This window comes from Bacillus sp. FSL K6-1338 (genome assembly GCF_038006965.1).
GTDB lineage: Bacteria > Bacillota > Bacilli > Bacillales > Bacillaceae_G > Bacillus_A > Bacillus_A thuringiensis_S.
Map to the genome: position 1 here is coordinate 3,831,015 of NZ_JBBOWI010000001.1, position 20,250 is coordinate 3,851,264.

Genomic DNA, 20,250 nt, shown 5'->3' on the forward strand with positions numbered 1-20,250 from the left:
TTACAATAAATCTGCTGCTAGTTGAGCTAAATTAGATCGCTCCCCTTTAACAAACTTCACATGACCACTAATGCGCTGTTCTTTAAACTTCTCTACAACATACGTTAAGCCATTATTATATTCATCTAAGTATGGGTGATCAATTTGCTGAGGATCTCCCATCAATACAATCTTACTCTTTTCCCCTACCCTAGTTAGTATCGTTTTCACTTCATGCTTTGTTAAATTTTGTGCTTCGTCAATGATAATGAACTGATCTGGAATACTTCTCCCGCGTATATAAGTAAGGGCTTCTACTTCAATTGAACCCATTCCAGCTAAAATAGCATCTAACTCTCCTGGCTTTTTCGTATTAAATAAATACTCTAGGTTATCAAAAATTGGCTGCATCCATGGTCTTAACTTTTCTTCTTTTTCTCCTGGTAAATAACCGATATCTTTTCCGACTGGGACAATTGGTCTTGCAACGAGTAATTTTTTATATAACCCTAAGTCTTCTGTTTGCATAAGTCCCGAAGCTAATGCAAGTAACGTTTTTCCTGTGCCGGCTTTCCCTGTTAACGTTACAAGCGGAATATCTTCACGAAGCAACAATTCTAATCCCATGATTTGCTGCACGTTTCGTGGTCGTATCCCCCACACTTGTTCATTGTGAAAAATAAGTTTCTTTACCTTCTTACCTAAGTGATCCACGATGCCAAGCGCAGAACTAGAGCCCCCCAATGCATCTTTCATTACTACAAATTGATTTGGGTAAAAAGGGTGATTCGCAATTTCAGATAGAGGCAATTCACCTTTCTCATAAAAATAATCCAATTGTTCTTTTGATATATATCCTTCTAAAAAGCCAGAATATATATTTTCTACTTCAATTACGCGATCACTTAAATAATCTTCAGCCTTCAAACCAATTGCATCAGCTTTTACCCTTACGAGTACATCTTTACTTACTAAAATAACAGACTTCCCGTCCTCTTTTTCCTGTTCTTCTAAAGATAGATTTTTTGCTACAGCTAAAATTCGATTATCATTTGTTTTTTCTACAAAAATATCTTGTAGTTGCACAAATGAACGATGGTTCAATTCAATACGAAATGTTCCGCCGTTTTCTAGCGGGATACTTTCATGCAGCTTTCCTATTTCACGAAATTTATCTATTAACTTAGATACATAACGAGCGTTTCGTCCTACTTCATCCATATAACGTTTTTTCGAATCAACCTCTTCTAATACAACTGCTGGAATCACTACTTCATTGGTTTCAAATGAAAAAATAGATAAAGGATCCTGCAAAAGTACATTCGTATCTAACACATAAATTTTATCCAACCTGTTACCCCCTGACTCCACTTTTAAATTTGTAGAACAAGGGTTTCATCCATAAAATATGGACGAACCATTGTTATAATTATATGTACCGTGTAAACGAGGTAGAATCGAAAATCATAGTCATTAAACCTTTTATTTATTCTTTATTCATTTCTATTCAATATATTACCTTTTATTATAATTATTAACGTTAAATCACAATAACCGATTACAAAAGTGAATAAACGAATTTCTTATTTAGCATCTTTATAATTCTCTTATCCCTACTAGCACTTCGTTATCCAGCTTTTTCGCTGCCCGAAGATCATATGTTTTTTCATATGTTGGTTCAATTGCAAGTTTCGCTCCATAAAACATAACATCACGCACTTCTTGCACATTTACTTCTATTACAGTTAATTTTAAAGAAATGCCTTCCATTCTATCTGTCAAAATTTCACCTGCACCACTTATGGAAAATACGGATTCATTCGCCATTATAGTCAATACCACACCTGTATTATGCCGTATATTTTCCACAATACGTGAACGTTGATCTACTGCAAATCGAATACTAGTTTTACTCACTGCATACACCCAAGAAATAGCACTTACGTTAGGAACTTGTTTTTCGAAATCTGTCGTTGCTATCATAACAATACACTCTTTACGCAACGTTTGTACTAAACCCTCTGTTAAGGTAGGCTCTACTACATTCGCCATATTTTCACCTCCAAACATACTTGGTATATCCTTATCATAACTTATTTTTTGAATTGCGAAAATATTATTTTTTCCCACTATTATTCAAAAACATTATACTTCCATGATATACTTATACTGATAGAATTCGTATTGAGGTGACGAAATGAGAGTCAAATGTATGATTTGTGATAAAAAAGATATGTTAGATGATGAAAATCCTATGGCAAAAAAACTGCGTAATCGCCCTATTCATACATATATGTGCATGGAATGTTCGGAACGAATTGCAGAGCGTACAATGGAACGTCATGCAAGTGGTAATTTCCGATTATATCGTGATAAAAAAATCGAAGACGATTGGTAAAATGTAAATAAGTCCTTACTCATATAGATAAGGACTTATTTATATTTTTCTGGTTCACGATTCATCTGATCCAAAAAACAATCAATGGCTTCTAGCGGAAACCTTGCAGATTTCCTTTCCCCATTCATTTCGTATGTAATTAAATACATCTCCTCGTTCTTTTCGACTTCCACATTTTTTAATTTATGTTCTTCATATATCATATTTTGAAATAACAAATACGTTTCTTTTGCAGCACTATCATCTGGACGTGCTTCAGCAACTGTTTTAATTGTTAACCAATTATATAGTGCATCTTGTACTGAACGCATAAAAACTCCCCCTTCCTCATCCTGCTTTTTGTTGTTTCGCTTGACGCAAACGTAATCTATAAATCCCAAGTACAATTGCTGCTACAACAAGTCCTTCTCCAACGGGTAAAAATACAGCAAAAAAGGTTAATACTGTACATCCAATTGCTAATGATATGTATATCACAATATTTTTAAGTACAGACAACTTTCTAGCAAACCCTAAATTATAGACGAGAGCACTTAATATAATAATCGTCCCATAAAGTAACCACATTCCTAACTCTGGATTTTCATCTACCTTACACAATTTTGCAAAAAAAGACATCCTTTCTAACACACTCTTCCCCCCTAGCAGTAAAATACAATTTTCTTTATACACTTAATACAAGAGTAACTCGCAAAAAAAATACTGTCCACAAAAAAGAGTAAATATTCTAAAAAATAAACAAAATAAAAAACAACGACCTTTTATAAAGGTCGTTGTTTTTTTGTTTTTACGCTTCAACCGATTTCTTTTTCTTAGCAGCTCTTTCGCGCTCACTCTTATCAAGAATCTTTTTACGCAGACGAATTGATTCTGGAGTTACTTCACAGAACTCATCATCGTTTAAGTACTCTAATGATTCTTCTAAAGTCATTAGGCGTGGTTTCTTCATTGTTGAAGTTTGATCTTTCGTCGCAGAACGAATGTTAGTTTGTTGTTTCATTTTCACAACGTTAACTGTTAAGTCGTTCTCACGAGTGTGTTCTCCAACAATCATACCAGCATATACTTCTGTACCTGGTTCAACGAAGATTACACCACGGTCTTCAACTTGCATAATACCGTATTGTGATGCTTTTCCTGTTTCAAGTGAAACTAGAACACCTTGGCGACGTCCACCAACTTGTCCAGCGTGTACTGGTTGGTAGCAATCGAATGTATGGTTTAAAATACCGTAACCACGAGTTAATGTTAAGAATTCTGTTGTGTAACCAATTAAACCACGTGCTGGAACCATGAAAGTAAGGCGCACTTGACCGTTTCCGTTATTCACCATATCTAACATTTCACCTTTACGTGCACCCATAGATTCCATAATAGAACCAGTGTATTCTTCAGGTACATCGATTTGTACGCGCTCTACAGGTTCACATCTTACGCCATCAACTTCTTTAATGATTACCTCTGGCTTAGATACTTGTAATTCATAACCTTCACGACGCATGTTTTCGATTAAGATAGATAAATGTAGTTCCCCACGTCCAGATACGATCCACGCATCAGGAGACTCTGTATTATCTACACGTAAACTTACATCTGTTTCTAATTGTGAACGAAGACGCTCTTCAATTTTACGAGATGTAATGTATTTACCTTCACGACCTGCAAATGGGCTGTTATTTACAAGGAACGTCATTTGTAGTGTTGGCTCATCAATACGTAGTAATGGTAACGCATCTTCATGCTCAACCGGACATACCGTTTCACCAACGTTAATGTCTTCCATACCAGAAACGGCTACTAAGTCCCCAGCTTTTGCTTCTTCGATTTCTTGACGTTTTAATCCAATGTAACCGAATAATTTCGTTACGCGGAATTGTTTTACACTTCCGTCAACTTTCATTAAAGCAACTTGTTGTCCAACCTTCATTGTACCGCGGAATACGCGTCCAACTCCAATACGTCCAACATAGTCGTTGTAATCAAGAAGTGCTACTTGGAATTGAAGTGGCTCTTCACTGTTATCAATCGGTGCTGGAATATGTTCGATAATTGTATCGAATAATGATTTCATATTCTCTTCTTGATTTGCTGGGTTTGAATCTAAGCTTGCTGTTCCGTTCATTGCTGATGCAAATACAACTGGGAACTCTAATTGATCTTCGTTTGCACCAAGCTCAATGAATAAGTCGATTACTTCATCAACTACTTCATCAGGACGAGCGAAGTCACGGTCAATTTTGTTTACAACTACGATTGGAGTTAAGTTTTGCTCAAGAGCTTTCTTTAAAACAAATCGTGTTTGTGGCATACAACCTTCATATGCATCAACAACAAGTAAAACACCATCAACCATTTTCATGATACGTTCTACTTCTCCACCGAAGTCAGCGTGACCTGGTGTATCTAAAATGTTAATTCTTTTATCTTCATAGTGAATCGCTGTATTTTTCGCTAAAATTGTAATACCGCGTTCTCTTTCTAGATCATTTGAATCCATTGCGCGTTCTTCAACGTGTTCGTTCGCACGGAAAGTCCCCGCTTGACGTAATAACTGGTCAACAAGTGTTGTTTTACCATGGTCAACGTGGGCAATAATTGCTATATTACGTAAATCTTGTCGTTTTTTCAACATGTCCAACTCCTAATGTCTTTTTAATCCTTCTCTATTATAAGAGCGAAGGGGATACAATAGCAATTAAAATAAAAGCAAGAATGAAAATATAGTTGTATTCTTACTTTTGTGAAAGTAAAATGAGATTGGAGGGTGAAGAAATGGAACACATTCAATATCGCTTTTTATTAACCGCAATTATCGGTGTTATTTTCTTAATCGGTATCGGCATTATGATTGCTGAAAATAGTCCAATCGGTATTATTATTTGCATTATCGGCACATTTGTTGCAGTTGGGTACGGTTTTGTAACAAAAAGAAAAATGCGCAAATCACAATAACGCTAAAAAGTAAGAAGCTTATACACAGCCTCTTACTTTTTTTGTTGCTCTAATATAAACGATAACACTTCTTCATACACTCCTGGTTTTGCAACTAACACACTGCTCTTCTCTATGATAGAAAGTGGCGCTCCAGAGAATGTCGTCACCTTACCTCCAACTTCTTCTACAATTATCTGTCCTCCGCCAAAATCCCATGGTGATAATCTCGGCGTTACATATGCATCTATTCTTCCTGTTGCAACGTATATCATCTCTAGTGCTGCACAGCCATATGATCTCGTGCCCCTTGCTTTCTTAACAAGTGCCATCATACTTTCCATATTAAGCAATGGATTATCTGTAAGCCATATCGCATTTAAAGCTACAATACCTTGCTCTACAGTTCCTTTTTCCAATGGAGGAATTGATATATCATTACAAAAAGCTCCGGATCCCTTGACTGCATGATATAGTTCATCGTGCACTGGATCATAAATAAGTCCAATCTTTCCGATACCGTTCTCATAAATACCAATTGAAATCGCAAAATTTCTTTTTTGATGAACAAAGTTCATCGTACCGTCAATTGGATCAATTAACCAAACAACCCCGCCAGAAGACGTTATCTCGTCTCCATAACCCTCTTCTCCTAAAATATTATGATTCGGGAATGTTTCTTTAATTTTCCCAATTAAAAACCGTTCTATCTCTCGGTCCATATTTGTAACTAAGTCAGCTGCATTTGATTTTGTTTCTATAATAAGTGCTTTTTTCATTGATGCCATCAAATGCTCTCCTGCATCCCGAATCCACCGTTTGGCGTGTGCATCGATGTCTTTCCATACTTCTTGCATGTTTAAACACTCCGATCTATACTGTTCACAGAAAAAACGAACCCTTTATAAGGTTCGCACCAACTAATTTTTTATACATATACTATTATTACGCTTCTAAACGAATCATTTCAAGTCTTAACACTTCTAACTTTTGTACACACTCTTCTTTTTTCTGTTTATCATCTTCCATCATCGCATCATATAAAGTTGCTAATTCATAATCTAGCTCCAAACGTAGCACCGGTATTCTCTTTTCGGCATCTGTTCTCTTTAACGCATTAATCACCTGTCTCATATTATTTGCCTCCTCCCAATATTCGTCTGCCCTCGGACTAGAATTAATTCAATTTTCTGATTTTTTGTTTTATACTATACTATGTTGGATAAATCATCTATGCAACAAAATTATATTTTTTATTTTAATTTTTTTGTGCTGTTTTTTTTATGAATAGTACAAGCTATGCTAAAATAAAAGCAAAATAGGAGTTGGAGGAACAATCATGACAATACAAACATTCAAGTCAACTGATTTTGATGTCTTTACAGTTGATGGTCTCGAAGAACGAATGAGTGCAATTAAAACGAACATTCATCCTAAGCTAGAAGCTTTAGGGGAACAATTTGCAGAATACTTATCCAAACACACTGATGAGAACTTTTTTTATCATGTTGCAAAACACGCACGACGGAAAGTCAATCCACCAAACGATACTTGGGTTGCTTTTTCAACAAATAAACGAGGATATAAAATGCTACCGCATTTCCAAATCGGCTTATGGGGTACTCATGCCTTCATATACTTTGGTTTAATCTATGAGTGTCCACAAAAAGTTGAGACGGCTCATGCCTTCTTAGAACATTTAAATGATTTAAAAACAAATATTCCAAATGACTTCGTTTGGTCCATTGACCATACTAAACCAAGTGTGAAATTACATAAAACACTTGAAACCGAAGACTTACAAAAGATGATTGAACGACTAGCTACTGTAAAAAAAGCAGAATTATTAGTTGGTATTCATATATCACCAGAGGAGTTTTCAGCAATGACCAACGAACAATTCCTTGCTAAGATTGAATCTACGATGCAACCACTCCTTCCTTTATATGCACTTTGTAATCGATAGTAGAAAACGGACAATTTATATTGTCCGTTTTTAGTTGTTATCACATTATATCACTTCAGTTTTTATTTTTCAAAATATTTTTATATTTTTACAACCTTTTGTTCTTCAACTTCCTTTGCCCTTTGAATAGCACGATATATAGAGTATCCACTTACTTCTTGAAACTCTTTATCAATTTTCTTTTCTTCTGCTTTCGATGGAACAATCTCTTTAAAACGACGATATAAACCCATTAATTCTTCTCTTATAATTCCTTTTTCATAAGCTTTCTCAATCGCTTCATAAAACTTCACAATTGTAACCATTTCCTCATTTGACCAATCATAATCTAACGGATATTGATATTCCATTTCGCACCTCATTTATCATTTCTTCTTGTTTCATTATGCTATCTTAAAGAGAATATTTTATTATTCATTATAGCCACTCTGCATTATACACTATTTATTCATTTTAATGGAATTGTCTTCCTCTATTCATTAGTTGAGGCTAACTATTAAACATACTCACCTTAAAAACATTTTTTTCTATACATCTATAATTATTGGTGATATAATGCTTTTGTTTTATAGAAAATAAAGTGAAGCTACCATCTCAAAAACGATTTTTTGAATGGCAGAAAAACAAGCCTCATTCTAAAAAAAGACTTACCTTTTTTAGAGCAGGATTATATAAAACAAATTATACTAAATATTATGAAGAAGAAGGGGTGTATAGATTGTCCCAATACGAAACACCATTGTTTACCGCTTTAGTTGAGCACAGTAAGCGAAATCCAATTCAATTCCATATTCCTGGTCATAAAAAAGGACAGGGCATGGATCCTACATTTCGCGAATTTATTGGGCATAATGCATTAGCAATTGACTTAATTAATATTGCGCCACTCGATGATTTACATCATCCAAAAGGTATGATTAAAGAAGCACAGGATTTAGCAGCCGCTGCATTCGGTGCAGATCATACTTTCTTTTCTATTCAAGGTACAAGTGGCGCTATTATGACAATGGTGATGAGCGTTTGCGGTCCTGGTGACAAAATCCTAGTACCACGAAACGTGCATAAATCAGTAATGTCAGCTATTATTTTCTCAGGTGCAAAACCGATTTTCATGCATCCTGAAATCGATCCGAAGCTCGGTATTTCTCATGGAATCACAATTCAATCTGTCAAAAAAGCACTTGAAGAGCACTCAGATGCAAAGGGCTTACTTGTTATTAATCCAACGTACTTTGGGTTTGCTGCAGACTTAGAACAGATTGTACAATTAGCACATTCTTATGACATCCCTGTACTAGTCGACGAGGCTCATGGTGTTCATATTCATTTTCACGATAAATTGCCGATGTCGGCGATGCAAGCTGGTGCAGACATGGCAGCAACAAGTGTCCACAAATTAGGAGGCTCTTTAACTCAAAGTTCTATTCTTAATGTGAAAGAAGGCTTGGTGAATGTAAAGCATGTCCAATCTATTATTAGCATGCTTACGACTACATCAACTTCTTACATCTTGTTAGCATCACTTGATGTTGCCAGAAAACGTCTTGCCACAGAAGGAACAGCACTCATAGAACAAACAATACAATTAGCTGAACATGTTCGTGATGCTATAAATTCTATTGAGCATCTTTACTGTCCTGGAAAAGAAATGTTAGGTACAGATGCTACCTTTAACTATGATCCTACAAAGATAATTGTATCTGTAAAAGATTTAGGTATTACCGGCCACCAAGCTGAAGTATGGCTTAGAGAGAAATATAACATTGAAGTAGAACTCTCAGATTTATACAACATACTATGTCTTATCACTTTGGGAGATACAGAAAGTGATACAAATACACTTATTGCAGCATTACAAGATTTAGCAGCAACATTTAGAAATAGGGCAGATAAAGGTGTTCAAGTACAAGTAGAGATTCCAGAAATTCCAGTGCTAGCACTTTCTCCTCGAGATGCTTTTTATTCGGAAACAGAAGTCATTCCATTTGAAAATGCAGCGGGTCGTATTATAGCTGATTTTGTTATGGTTTATCCGCCAGGGATTCCAATCTTTACTCCGGGGGAAATTATTACACAAGAAAACTTAGAGTATATTCGTAAAAACTTAGAAGCAGGTTTACCTGTACAAGGTCCTGAAGATATGACATTACAAACATTACGTGTTATTAAAGAGTACAAGCCTATCAGTTGATAGGCTTTTTTTTCACCTTTTTTCCTATTCTTCATACGATACTAAAGAATGTAACGTATAGGTGGGGATACTATTATGATTGTAATAGGCCGTTCTATTGTACATCCTTATATTACAAATGAATATGAGCCATTTGCAGCAGAGAAACAACAAATTTTATCAATAATGGCAGGAAATCAAGAAGTTTATTCCTTCCGAACAGCTGATGAACTCAGCTTTGATCTCAATTTACGAGTTAATATTATTATCTCTGCACTAGAACTTTTTCAAAGTGGATTTCAGTTTCGCACATTTCAACAATCCTTTTGCAACCCCCAGTATTGGAAAAGAACATCCCTTGGAGGATTCGAGCTTCTTCCAAACATACCACCTTCTATTGCCATACAAGATATTTTCAAAAACGGAAAACTATATGGAACTGAATGTGCAACCGCTATGATCATTATTTTTTATAAAGCTTTATTATCATTGTATGAGGAAGAAACTTTCAATCGTCTATTTGCAAACCTTTTACTTTATACATGGGACTACGATCAAGATCTAAGGCTCATAACAAAAACCGGTGGCGATCTTGTTCCAGGTGACCTCGTTTACTTTAAAAACCCACAAGTGAATCCAGCTACGATTGAGTGGCAAGGAGAAAACACAATCTATTTAGGAAATTTCTTTTTTTACGGACATGGCGTAGGTGTAAAAACAAAAGAAGAAATTATTTATTCATTAAATGAACGACGAGTCCCTTACGCTTTTATTTCAGCTTTCTTGACCGATACTATTACCCGTATCGATAGCCGTATAATGAGCCAATACGCTTCTTCTAGTACACCACAGACATCCATAAGCTTTATTCCAATTAGAGATGATGCAATCGTTGCAACAGTTGGCCATACAACTACAATTTATTAAAAAAGCGCCTACACATGTAGGCGCTTTTTCTTATTATTAAGCTTTTGTATGTTCTTTATGGTCACATTCGCAATGAGATCCACATTTCCCGTATAGTACTGTTGATTTTTCATCTTCAAAATGTCCAATTGTTCCTTCACATACTTGGCATACGATTGTTCCCATTTTCATTTCCCCCTGAGTTTTAATAGTAATCTATTTATTTATCATTAAGCTTTCGCATTATCTTTTCTAGCACAGTCACAATTTGTTCCACATTTTCCGTAAAGTACCGTCGTTTTCTCATCTTCAAAATGTCCGATTGTTCCTTCACATACTTGGCATACGATTGTTCCCATTTTTCATTTCCCCCTAAGTTTATGGTCCTAAAAACTTTTAGCTGTCCATTTCCTATCAATTATTGGGCTTTTGTATGCTCTGTGTGATCACATCCGCAAGATCCACATTTCCCGTAAAGTACCGTTACTTTCTCATCTTCGAAGTGTGCAATTGTACCTTCACAATCTTGACATACGATTGTTCCCATTTTTCATTTCCCCCTAAGTTTATAATCCCAAAAACTTTTTGTAACCGCTTAACTTTCTGTCTTTATTTTAATATGTTATACTTTTTACGTCAATAGGTTTTTAGTATAACACATTAAATATTTTAAATTTAAATTAGTATGCGATATTCAAATAAAAAAACAGCCATATTTATAAGTACGACTGTTTCACACTAATTATTCTTCATATTCCGCATGTAAAGAAGTTGACGGAACAAGAAATTTGAAAAACTGAGCTAACTCCTTCGCTTCCTCTTCTGATCCTAATTTAAAAATCTCCTGTATATATTGAACATTCTCTACATCATCTCGTCCGAGTAAAGTAGACCTTCCTGTTTGCATACAAACAATGAGCGGCTTTCCAAAAAACATATTTGTATAAATAACACCAAAATCATAACGTGTATCATGTGTCATAAACCCTAAAAATCGTACCTTCACACTTTCATGCTCATCATACAATTTTTCAAACATTGGTTTCCACCTTTCTACATCACGTTTCATTACTAGTATATTAAACAAAACATGTAATACTCCTTTTAATTGTCAAAAAATTCAGTAGGATGTAGAATGATAGTATTCTACTAAGTTAGGGGGGAAGTTATATGCAACATGCCTTTATTACGCTTGTACCTAAATCCAATCAACAATCTGTTTCAGTAGATGATATAAAACAACTTTTTCATTATTATAAAACAGTTACTTCTAAAACTGGGGCCCAAATTAATTACACGTATACAAATACTGCTTTTCCTTATGAAATTTTAGATACATCTACAACAACATTAAAACTTCAATCCAATCACGACCGGTATGACTCAATTTATATTGGTGTTGGTATAGAGAATGAACAATCTTTCATCCAAGTTTCTTTACCACCTAATGCAACATATGGTGACAAAGGGAAAGCGAATGAATTTTGCCGTTTTTTAGCGAAGAAATTAGAAGGAGAGTTACAATTATTTAATGGAAGAACAATGTATTTTTATAAACGTTAATTTAAAAAATAGATAATATGATTAAAAATAGTATACAATTCGAACATGTAAGAAATAAAGCTTGCTTTCTTACGTGTAATACAAAATATGCTATTACATAGGCTAAATACAGGAATACGAAAAAAAGAATAACTTTATAATGAAACTTATCACCATTCGATAATGTTAATACAGTGGAAAAGCCACTCCATAGTAGTAAATGATAAAATATAACATGTAATATTTTCATGGAACCTTCTCCTTTGACATGCTCTATTTTATTAATATATGGGGTTAAGTTTGAATCAATTACATATTATAGGATGATATATATTACCTTTGAAGTAAGTTACGCCTAAATCATTTGTTAAAGTATTATATATTCATTCGACAAGTACGTTTAAAGACCTTGCAAGTCATTTGATGAAAATAAAAATAGCCCCTCTCTTACAATAAGAGAGGGGCTATTTACATTACTTAAATTATTTTACAATGTGAATTGGCATTCCAAGAGCAACTTCAGCTGCTTCCATTGTGATTTCACCTAATGTTGGGTGAGCATGGATTGTTTGAGCGATATCTTCAGCTGTCATTCCAGCTTCGATAGCTAAACCAATCTCAGAGATAATATCAGAAGCACCTGCACCTGCAACTTGAGCACCTACAAGAAGACCATCTTCTTTACGTGTTACAAGTTGTAGGAAACCGTCAGTGCTGTTTAATGATAATGCACGACCGTTAGCAGCGAATGGGAACTTAGATACAGTTACAGTCATTCCAGCTTCTTCAGCTTGTTTTTTAGTGTAACCAACAGATGCTAATTCTGGATCAGTGAAGCATACTGCAGGAATTCCGATGTAATCGATAGCTGATGCATGGCCACTAATTGCTTCTACAGCTACTTTACCTTCGTAAGAAGCTTTGTGAGCTAATGGTGGTCCAGGAACGATATCACCGATTGCATAGATGTTTGGTACATTTGTACGACATTGCTCATCGATTTCGATGATGCCGCGGTCAGTCATTTTAACTCCTACTTGCTCAAGACCGATTTCTTGAGTGTTTGGACGACGACCTACAGTTACTAATACGTAATCTGCTTCTACAGTTTGGATTTCACCTTTAACTTCAAAGCTAACTTTTACGCCAGTTTCTGTTTCTTCAACGCCTTTAGCCATAGCTTTTGTATGGATATTTACGTTACCTTTTTTCTGTAGAGCACGTTTAACAACAGAGCTCATAGCTTTTTCGAAACCAGCTAAGATTTCGTCGCCAGCTTCTACTACAGTAACTTCTGTACCGAAGTTAGCATATGCAGTACCTAATTCCATACCGATGTAACCGCCGCCGATTACAACAAGTTTTTTAGGAATTTCAGGTAAGCTTAAAGCACCTGTAGAGTTGATAACACGTTTAGAGTATTTGAATCCTGGAATTTCGATTGGTGTAGAACCAGTTGCAAGAACAGCATTTTTAAACGTATAAGTTTGAGCTGCATCTTCAGTCATAACGCGTAATGTGTTAGCATCTACGAAGTAAGCTTCACCGCGAATGATTTCAACTTTGTTACCTTTAAGAAGGCCTTCAACACCGCCAGTTAATTTCTTAACTACGCCGTTTTTCCATTCTTGAACTTTTGTAAAGTCAACTTTTACGTTCTCTGCAGTGATACCCATGTCATCAGAATGCATTGCATTCTCATAACGATGACCTGCATTGATTAACGCTTTTGAAGGAATACATCCAACGTTTAAGCATACGCCACCAAGGTTAGCTTTTTCAATAATTGCTACCTTTTGACCTAATTGTGCTGCACGAATTGCCGCAACGTATCCACCAGGACCTGCACCAACAACGACTGTATCTAATTCAATTGGGAAATCTCCTACTACCATTGTTATTACGCCTCCATTACTAATAATTGTGGGTCATTCAATAGACGTTTAATTTGGTTTAACGCTTTTTGAGCTGTTGCGCCGTCAATTAAACGATGGTCAAAGCTTAGAGATAATGCTAATACTGGAGCTGCAACGATCTCGCCATTTTTCACAACTGGTTTTTCAGCGATACGGCCGATACCAAGGATTGCTACTTCTGGGTGATTGATAACTGGAGTGAACCATTGTCCACCTGCAGAACCAATGTTTGTAATTGTGCAAGAAGCACCTTTCATTTCAGTTGGAGCTAGACGACCTTCACGTGCTTTACCAGCAAGATCGTTGATCTCGTTAGAAATAGTGAAGATAGACTTACGATCTGTATCTTTAACAACTGGTACTAATAGACCTTTGTCTGTATCAGCTGCGATACCGATGTTGAAGTAATGTTTATGAACTACTTCTTGAGATGCATCGTCTAAAGAAGTGTTTAACATTGGGTATTCACGTAATGCAGATGTTAAAGCTTTAACAACGTATGGAAGGTAAGTTAATTTAATACCTTTGTCAGCTGCTACTGCTTTGAACTTCTTACGGTGAGCAACAAGCTCAGTTACATCAACTTCATCCATTAATGTTACGTGAGGAGCTGTGTGTTTAGAGTTAACCATTGCTTTCGCAATCGCTTTACGGATACCACTCATTTTCTCACGAGTTTCTGGATATTCACCAGCTGGAATTGGTTGTGCTTTTGGTGCTTCTTCTTTCGCTGCTGCTGGAGTAGCTTCTACTGCTGCTGGAGCCTCAGTTGCTGCTACAGTTTGTCCACCATTTGCAAATGCATCGATGTCAGCTTTTACGATACGGCCGTTCTTACCAGTACCAGCTACTTTATGAATGTCTACACCTTTTTCACGAGCGTATTTACGAACAGATGGCATAGCGATTACGCGCTCATTTACTACTTCTGCAGTTGCTGCTGGAGTAGCTTCCGCTGCTGGAGCTTCTACTGCTGCTTCTTCAGCTTTTGGAGCTTCATCATGATCGTCACCTTTAAATTTAAGGTTTTCGTATCCAGGAGCATCAAATTTAATTAATGTATCTCCTACGATTGCAACTGTTCCTTCTTCTACAAGTACTTCAAGTACTTTACCTTTAACAGGAGAAGGGATTTCTACTACTGCTTTATCATTTTGTACTTCAAGAAGTACATCGTCTTCATTTACTTCATCGCCTGGTTTAATAAACCATTTTACGATTTCACCTTCGTGGATACCTTCACCGATATCTGGTAGTTTAAATTCAAATGCCACGGAATTCAGCCCCCTGATTCATTTCATTATTATGGAATATGTACAAAAGAAACCAGCATGTGCTGATTTCTTTTGCACATGAAAAACTAAAAATTAGAAGTTCATTACTTTGTTTACAGCTTCAACAATATCCTTGTGGTTTGGTAACCATACGCTCTCTGCTTGAGAGAATGGGAATACTGTATCAGCAGCTGCAACACGTACAACTGGAGCTTCTAAGTTTAAGATTGCACGGTCGTTAATTTCCGCTACAACGTTAGCTGCAATACCAGCTTGTTTTTGAGCTTCTTGAACTACAACTACGCGACCTGTTTTTTCAACAGAAGCGATGATTGTTTCGATATCTAATGGTTGAACTGTACGTAAGTCAACAACCTCTAAAGAGATACCTTCTTTTTCAAGTTCTTCAGCAGCTTTTAATGCAGCGTGAACCATAGCACCGTAAGCGATAACAGATACATCTGTACCTTCACGTTTGATATCAGCTTTACCTAAATCAATTGTGTATTCGCCTTCTGGTACATCTTGACGGAATGAACGGTACAATTTCATATGCTCTAAGTAGATAACTGGATCGTTGTCACGAATCGCAGAGATTAAAAGACCTTTAGCATCGTATGGAGTAGATGGAATAACAACTTTTAGACCAGGTTGTTGAGCCACTAATCCTTCTAAGCTATCAGCATGTAGTTCAGGAGTATGAACACCACCACCGAATGGAGAACGAACTGTTACTGGAGCAGTCCAACGTCCACCAGAACGGTAACGCATACGAGCCAATTGACCAGAAATTGAATCCATTACTTCAAAAACGAAACCGAAGAATTGGATTTCTGGAACTGGACGGAATCCTTCAAGTGCAAGACCAACTGCAAGTCCACCAATACCAGACTCTGCAAGTGGAGTATCCATTACACGATCTTCACCAAATTCAGCTTGTAAACCTTCAGTAGCACGGAATACACCACCGTTTACACCAACGTCTTCACCAAATACAAGTACGTTAGGATCATTTTTCATTTCAACGCGTAAAGCATCAGTGATTGCTTGAATCATTGTCATTTGAGCCATGGCTTACTTCGACTCCTTTTCTTTGTAAATTTCATATTGTTCAGCTAAGTTGTAAGGCATTTTTTCGTACATGATTTCCATTAAATCAGTTACTTTTTGTTTTGGAGCTTGGTCAGCCTTAGCAATTGCTTGTTTGATATCTTCTTTTGCTTCTTCGATTACTGTCTCTTCAACTTCTTGAGACCATAGGCCTTTAGCTTCTAAGAACTTACGGAAGCGTACGATTGGGTCTTTTTGTTCCCATTCGTTTTCGATATCTTTTGTACGGTAACGAGTTGGGTCATCACCAGCCATTGTATGTGGACCGTAACGGAATGTTAAAGTCTCGATTAAAGTAGGGCCTTCGCCATTTACTGCGCGCTCACGAGCGAAAGCAGTTGCTGCGTATACAGCTAATGGATCCATACCGTCTACTTGAATTCCGTAAATACCTGCTGCTACTGCTTTTTGTGCTACAGTTTTAGCTGCAGATTGCTTTTCTACTGGAGTAGAAATTGCATAACGGTTGTTTTGAACAACGAAGATTGCTGGAGCTTTGAATGCACCTGCAAAGTTCATACCTTCGTAGAAGTCACCTTGTGAAGCACCACCGTCACCAGTGTAAGTAATTGCAACAGATTTTTTACCACGTAGTTTCATACCTAACGCAACACCAGCAGTTTGGATGATTTGCGCACCGATAATGATTTGTGGAGCTAATGCATTTACATTCTCAGGCATTTGGTTACCCATGAAGTGTCCACGAGAGAATAAGAATGCTTGGTATAATGGTAATCCGTGCCATACTAATTGTGGTACATCACGGTATCCTGGTAAGATGAAGTCTTCTGCTTCAAGTGCGAAATGACTCGCTAATTGAGAAGCTTCTTGTCCAGCTGTAGGTGCGTAGAAACCTAAACGTCCTTGACGGTTTAAAGAAATAGAACGTTGATCTAATACGCGTGTATACACCATACGACGCATTAATTCTTTTAATTGATCATCAGATAATTCAGGCATAGCTGCTTCATTCACAACTTCACCGTTTTCATTTAAAATTTGTAATGTTTCAAATTGAGCTGCGATAGCTTTCATTTGCTCATCAACATTAAATAGGGTCTTTTTTGTTTTAGTACCCATTCCGTTCACCTCTTCCTCTCTTGAACCATATTCTGAAACGCTTTCACTGGCTATTTTCCAGTTTTAAAAGCGCAACGATGTAAACCAACATGTTTGTCTGTCGGTTGAGAATAATTTTGTGTACCTAACAATCTGTACTAATGTTTTTTCAGAAACATATTAATACAATCTTGATCACGTTTTTTAGTTTACAACTATTCTAATTACGATGTCAATTACTTTGAATACGTTTTTTTATAAATAATATGCAGGTTTCTACTACACAAACGTGTTTTTATTTTTTACATCTGTATTAGTAAGCATTGACCTACTGTTATATTATTCCCTTTTTCACTTATTTTTTCTCTTAGAATAATATGTAAACGATTTAATTCTCTTTAGTTTTTCTCTCTTCGTAACAAAAATATACAAACTACTCTTCCTTTTTTAGGTAAATACCTATACATTTCCACCCCCTCTTCCATACATTATAGTAACCGCAGTATTAGCGGGAAATGATAAAGGAGGTCATCTCATGTACGGATACTCATATTGCTATCCAACTTGTTCATATCCTTCCTACGGTTATGTCGGTTCTTGTGGCGGGTCTGGACGCGGCTTCGCCTTAATCGTTGTGTTGTTTATTCTTTTAATTATCGTTGGTGCTGCTTGCATTCGCTAATGTAAAACGAAACAACTATGGAAAGAAAAAGACGGCTTTGCCGTCTTTTTCTGTTTATCACATACATAAATACTCTATAATAGAACGATTTCCAAAATACCTTCCCTTTCTTGCCGATGACTTTTTCCATCTCCTTTGGTAGACTAAAGAGGAAAGGAGAGATTACATATGCTTACAATGAAAGATGTTATTCGCGAAGGAGATCCTATTTTGCGCAACGTTGCAGAAGATGTTTCATTACCGGCAAGCGAAAAAGATACAACTACCCTAAAAGAAATGATTGAATTTGTAATAAATAGCCAAGATCCTGAAATGGCTGAAAAATATAGTTTACGCCCTGGAATCGGATTAGCGGCTCCGCAAATCGGTGTTTCAAAAAAAATGATTGCAGTTCATGTAACCGATGCGGACGGTACATTATATAGCCATGCATTATTCAATCCAAAAATCATTAGCCATTCTGTTGAACGTACATATTTACAGGGCGGTGAAGGCTGTCTATCTGTAGACCGCGAAGTACCTGGTTATGTTCCTCGTTATACAAGAATTACAGTAAAAGCAACTTCTATTAACGGGGAAGAAGTAAAATTACGTTTAAAAGGTTTACCAGCAATCGTATTCCAACACGAGATTGACCATTTAAATGGCGTTATGTTCTATGACCATATCAATAAAGAAAATCCTTTTGCCGCTCCTGATGATTCCAAACCTCTAGAGCGATAATAATAAAGAGGCGGAAGTTAATCTTCCGCCTCTTTATTATGAAATGGGTTCCATATTCACTTATAGCAATCCAGCCCACTTTAGTCCATGATATATACCGTCTTCACTAACATCCTTTGTCACATGATTTGCAAGTTTTTTCAAGTCTTCATGGCCATTTCCCATCACAATACCTGTGCCAACGGCTTCGATCATTTCTAAATCATTTAAACCATCTCCAAATGCATACACTTGATCACGATTAAAACCTAACTTTTCAATGTATTTCTCAATTCCTTTTGCCTTAGAACCACCATTCGGAATGATATCCATTGAATATGCATGCCAACGAATAAAATGAAAATTTGGATAATGATTAATAAACTTTTCCTCTTCATTTACTTCACAAAAAAGTAGTGTTTGATAAATATTACGTTCCTCATAAAAATTAGGCTCATATGGTGGATGCTCAAAGTTTAAGCTTCCAAAGCCTTCTTTCACATAATCATGATATTCCACTGATGCTCTCATATCTTGATGGTCAAGATATACAAGTGGATATCCTTCTTGTTTTGCAAACTGAGTAAACTTATGTAAAGAATCTGGATGTAACGGATTATTAAATATTACCTCATCTTCAAAGACAACGTATTGTCCATTAAAACTAACATAATTATGTATATCAAGTTCCTTACGAATATCTTCGAACATAAATGGCGCGCGCCCTGTCGCAATTGCTACATGTACACCTTTTTCTTGTAACTGTTTTACTGCATCTCGTGTAGATTGTGGAATTTTTTTATCATGATCTAATAATGTTCCATCAATATCAAAAAAGACAATTTTATCATTCATTTGTCAAAATCCTTTCTGGCACTCTATATTCCTATTTTGAATATCACTTTTCAAATTCTAAAAAAAAGTATAACATATTAAACATCTGTGAAGAAAGCGTTCCCTTTCTGACCTTATTTGTAAACTTTGCATATATATATTAGTAAAACATGTGGATACTTGTTCGGATGAATTTTCTTTTCCATTCTTCCTCATACTATACCTATAACTAACGGCTACTAATCGTTACTATAGAATAACTTTCACTGTATGGGAAAGGACAAGACTCACCATTCACTTTTGTCCTATCTCTTATATCAGAGATAGAATTTTCACTAGTAATATGCATGTTTAAAATAAGGAAAGGAAGGAGTAATCATGCTGAAGAAGCTGAAGAAAAAGCTCAAGCGTTATTTAAACGGTCTAGTCCGTAAAAAGACAATCGCTTAAATTGTGCCCATTTCGGGCTTTTTCTTCATTCTCATTCGAAAAAACATGAAAATCGTGACTGTTTGCTTTATAATAAGTAACAGATAATGCAAAACATAGACAAGGAGAGGTTTTCCAAATGATTTTTAAAGTATTTTATCAAGAAAAATTAACTGAGGTTCCAGTACGTGAAAATACAAAAGTTTTATATTTAGAGGCTACGTCTGAAAAGGATGTTCGTACAAAATTAAATAAGTTCGCATATAATATCGAGTTTGTTCAGTCTGTTACTGGCGCTCATCTTGAATATGAAAAAGAAAACGCTGATTTAACATTAGCGGAAATCGTATAG

General features: G+C 36.0%; 27 protein-coding genes. 9 read left to right on the forward strand and 18 right to left on the reverse strand.

The genetic code is table 11. The features are described from left to right. Positions 1–1,329 carry a PhoH family protein gene (locus tag NZ044_RS19440; RefSeq protein ID WP_000358083.1) on the reverse strand — a complete coding sequence of 443 codons (1,329 nt, stop codon included), beginning with the start codon at positions 1,327–1,329 and terminating at the stop codon, positions 1–3. Positions 1,330–1,575: 246 nt separating this feature from the next. Beyond that, complete coding sequence (locus NZ044_RS19445) at positions 1,576–2,031, reverse strand: pyridoxamine 5'-phosphate oxidase family protein (RefSeq protein WP_000024600.1); 456 nt, start codon at positions 2,029–2,031, stop codon at positions 1,576–1,578. 145 nt (positions 2,032–2,176) lie between these two features. Between NZ044_RS19445 and NZ044_RS19450 the strand changes: the two genes are divergently transcribed. Further along, positions 2,177–2,377 carry a YlaI family protein gene (locus NZ044_RS19450; protein WP_002082250.1) on the forward strand — a complete coding sequence of 67 codons (201 nt, stop codon included), beginning with the start codon at positions 2,177–2,179 and terminating at the stop codon, positions 2,375–2,377. A gap of 35 nt (positions 2,378–2,412) precedes the next feature. Here the strand turns inward: NZ044_RS19450 and NZ044_RS19455 are convergent, their stop codons facing one another. From NZ044_RS19455 to typA, 3 genes are all read right to left on the reverse strand, one after another. Continuing rightward, positions 2,413–2,688, reverse strand: a complete 276-nt coding sequence (locus tag NZ044_RS19455; protein WP_001258140.1) for a hypothetical protein — start codon at positions 2,686–2,688, stop codon at positions 2,413–2,415. A 16-nt stretch (positions 2,689–2,704) separates the two neighbouring features. Further along, positions 2,705–3,007 (reverse strand): YlaH-like family protein, encoded by a 303-nt coding sequence (locus NZ044_RS19460; protein WP_000893662.1) that lies wholly within the window; start codon positions 3,005–3,007, stop codon positions 2,705–2,707. Positions 3,008–3,164: 157 nt separating this feature from the next. After that, a complete protein-coding gene (gene typA / locus NZ044_RS19465; RefSeq protein ID WP_000914761.1) occupies positions 3,165–5,009 on the reverse strand; it encodes a translational GTPase TypA in 1,845 nt (614 codons plus the stop codon). 140 nt (positions 5,010–5,149) lie between these two features. Here typA and NZ044_RS19470 point away from each other — a divergent pair, with 140 nt between their 5' ends. Continuing rightward, positions 5,150–5,329, forward strand: coding sequence for a DUF5325 family protein (locus tag NZ044_RS19470; RefSeq protein ID WP_000400123.1), 180 nt, complete (start codon positions 5,150–5,152; stop codon positions 5,327–5,329). Positions 5,330–5,361: 32 nt separating this feature from the next. Here NZ044_RS19470 and NZ044_RS19475 read toward each other — a convergent pair whose 3' ends face one another. Then, a complete protein-coding gene (locus NZ044_RS19475; RefSeq protein ID WP_001158709.1) occupies positions 5,362–6,165 on the reverse strand; it encodes an inositol monophosphatase family protein in 804 nt (267 codons plus the stop codon). 88 nt (positions 6,166–6,253) lie between these two features. After that, complete coding sequence (locus NZ044_RS19480; protein ID WP_001250164.1) at positions 6,254–6,442, reverse strand: hypothetical protein; 189 nt, start codon at positions 6,440–6,442, stop codon at positions 6,254–6,256. 205 nt (positions 6,443–6,647) lie between these two features. On the opposite strand from NZ044_RS19480, the gene NZ044_RS19485 reads away from it, so the two are divergent. Beyond that, positions 6,648–7,274: a YktB family protein gene (locus tag NZ044_RS19485; protein WP_000155316.1), complete on the forward strand. Its 627-nt coding sequence runs from the start codon at positions 6,648–6,650 to the stop codon at positions 7,272–7,274. Positions 7,275–7,354: 80 nt separating this feature from the next. Here NZ044_RS19485 and NZ044_RS19490 read toward each other — a convergent pair whose 3' ends face one another. Further along, positions 7,355–7,624: a UPF0223 family protein gene (locus NZ044_RS19490; protein ID WP_000456553.1), complete on the reverse strand. Its 270-nt coding sequence runs from the start codon at positions 7,622–7,624 to the stop codon at positions 7,355–7,357. Between the two features lie 368 nt (positions 7,625–7,992). On the opposite strand from NZ044_RS19490, the gene speA reads away from it, so the two are divergent. Together speA and NZ044_RS19500 are read left to right on the forward strand one after the other, a co-directional pair. Beyond that, on the forward strand, positions 7,993–9,465 hold the full coding sequence (gene speA, locus NZ044_RS19495; protein WP_000084903.1) for an arginine decarboxylase: 1,473 nt from the start codon (positions 7,993–7,995) through the stop codon (positions 9,463–9,465). A gap of 75 nt (positions 9,466–9,540) precedes the next feature. Further along, positions 9,541–10,371, forward strand: coding sequence for a protein-glutamine gamma-glutamyltransferase (locus NZ044_RS19500; protein WP_000635339.1), 831 nt, complete (start codon positions 9,541–9,543; stop codon positions 10,369–10,371). 36 nt (positions 10,372–10,407) lie between these two features. Here the strand turns inward: NZ044_RS19500 and NZ044_RS19505 are convergent, their stop codons facing one another. The 4 genes from NZ044_RS19505 to NZ044_RS19520 all read right to left on the reverse strand — a co-directional run bounded on the left by NZ044_RS19505 (position 10,408) and on the right by NZ044_RS19520 (position 11,389). Continuing rightward, a complete protein-coding gene (locus NZ044_RS19505) occupies positions 10,408–10,536 on the reverse strand; it encodes a GapA-binding peptide SR1P (protein WP_000536796.1) in 129 nt (42 codons plus the stop codon). Positions 10,537–10,580: 44 nt separating this feature from the next. After that, complete coding sequence (locus NZ044_RS19510) at positions 10,581–10,709, reverse strand: GapA-binding peptide SR1P (protein WP_000536803.1); 129 nt, start codon at positions 10,707–10,709, stop codon at positions 10,581–10,583. 59 nt (positions 10,710–10,768) lie between these two features. Beyond that, on the reverse strand, positions 10,769–10,897 hold the full coding sequence (locus NZ044_RS19515; protein ID WP_000536778.1) for a GapA-binding peptide SR1P: 129 nt from the start codon (positions 10,895–10,897) through the stop codon (positions 10,769–10,771). Positions 10,898–11,092: 195 nt separating this feature from the next. Next, the gene (locus tag NZ044_RS19520) at positions 11,093–11,389 is read right to left on the reverse strand and encodes a DUF3055 domain-containing protein (RefSeq protein WP_000462038.1); all 297 of its coding nucleotides are present in this window, start codon (positions 11,387–11,389) and stop codon (positions 11,093–11,095) included. 131 nt (positions 11,390–11,520) lie between these two features. Here NZ044_RS19520 and NZ044_RS19525 point away from each other — a divergent pair, with 131 nt between their 5' ends. Further along, complete coding sequence (locus NZ044_RS19525) at positions 11,521–11,913, forward strand: DUF1885 family protein (RefSeq protein ID WP_001163316.1); 393 nt, start codon at positions 11,521–11,523, stop codon at positions 11,911–11,913. A gap of 1 nt (position 11,914) precedes the next feature. Here NZ044_RS19525 and NZ044_RS19530 read toward each other — a convergent pair whose 3' ends face one another. The 5 genes from NZ044_RS19530 to pdhA form a co-directional block, all read right to left on the reverse strand. Further along, the gene (locus NZ044_RS19530) at positions 11,915–12,142 is read right to left on the reverse strand and encodes a hypothetical protein (RefSeq protein ID WP_000697469.1); all 228 of its coding nucleotides are present in this window, start codon (positions 12,140–12,142) and stop codon (positions 11,915–11,917) included. Between the two features lie 232 nt (positions 12,143–12,374). Then, positions 12,375–13,787, reverse strand: a complete 1,413-nt coding sequence (lpdA, locus tag NZ044_RS19535; RefSeq protein ID WP_000260104.1) for a dihydrolipoyl dehydrogenase — start codon at positions 13,785–13,787, stop codon at positions 12,375–12,377. A gap of 5 nt (positions 13,788–13,792) precedes the next feature. Continuing rightward, positions 13,793–15,082 carry a pyruvate dehydrogenase complex dihydrolipoyllysine-residue acetyltransferase gene (gene pdhC, locus NZ044_RS19540; protein ID WP_000863420.1) on the reverse strand — a complete coding sequence of 430 codons (1,290 nt, stop codon included), beginning with the start codon at positions 15,080–15,082 and terminating at the stop codon, positions 13,793–13,795. A 93-nt stretch (positions 15,083–15,175) separates the two neighbouring features. After that, positions 15,176–16,153 carry a pyruvate dehydrogenase complex E1 component subunit beta gene (gene pdhB / locus NZ044_RS19545; protein WP_000068163.1) on the reverse strand — a complete coding sequence of 326 codons (978 nt, stop codon included), beginning with the start codon at positions 16,151–16,153 and terminating at the stop codon, positions 15,176–15,178. Between the two features lie 3 nt (positions 16,154–16,156). Continuing rightward, positions 16,157–17,272: a pyruvate dehydrogenase E1 component subunit alpha gene (pdhA, locus tag NZ044_RS19550; RefSeq protein ID WP_000536895.1), complete on the reverse strand. Its 1,116-nt coding sequence runs from the start codon at positions 17,270–17,272 to the stop codon at positions 16,157–16,159. Between the two features lie 514 nt (positions 17,273–17,786). Between pdhA and NZ044_RS19555 the strand changes: the two genes are divergently transcribed. After that, entirely contained in the window at positions 17,787–17,933 is a 147-nt protein-coding gene (locus tag NZ044_RS19555) for a YjcZ family sporulation protein (protein ID WP_098505691.1), read from the forward strand. Positions 17,934–18,101: 168 nt separating this feature from the next. Next, complete coding sequence (def, locus tag NZ044_RS19560; RefSeq protein WP_000957043.1) at positions 18,102–18,656, forward strand: peptide deformylase; 555 nt, start codon at positions 18,102–18,104, stop codon at positions 18,654–18,656. Positions 18,657–18,716: 60 nt separating this feature from the next. Here the strand turns inward: def and NZ044_RS19565 are convergent, their stop codons facing one another. Next, on the reverse strand, positions 18,717–19,490 hold the full coding sequence (locus NZ044_RS19565) for a Cof-type HAD-IIB family hydrolase (protein WP_098505690.1): 774 nt from the start codon (positions 19,488–19,490) through the stop codon (positions 18,717–18,719). Between the two features lie 547 nt (positions 19,491–20,037). Here NZ044_RS19565 and NZ044_RS19570 point away from each other — a divergent pair. After that, positions 20,038–20,250 carry a DNA-dependent RNA polymerase subunit epsilon gene (locus NZ044_RS19570; protein ID WP_000576435.1) on the forward strand — a complete coding sequence of 71 codons (213 nt, stop codon included), beginning with the start codon at positions 20,038–20,040 and terminating at the stop codon, positions 20,248–20,250.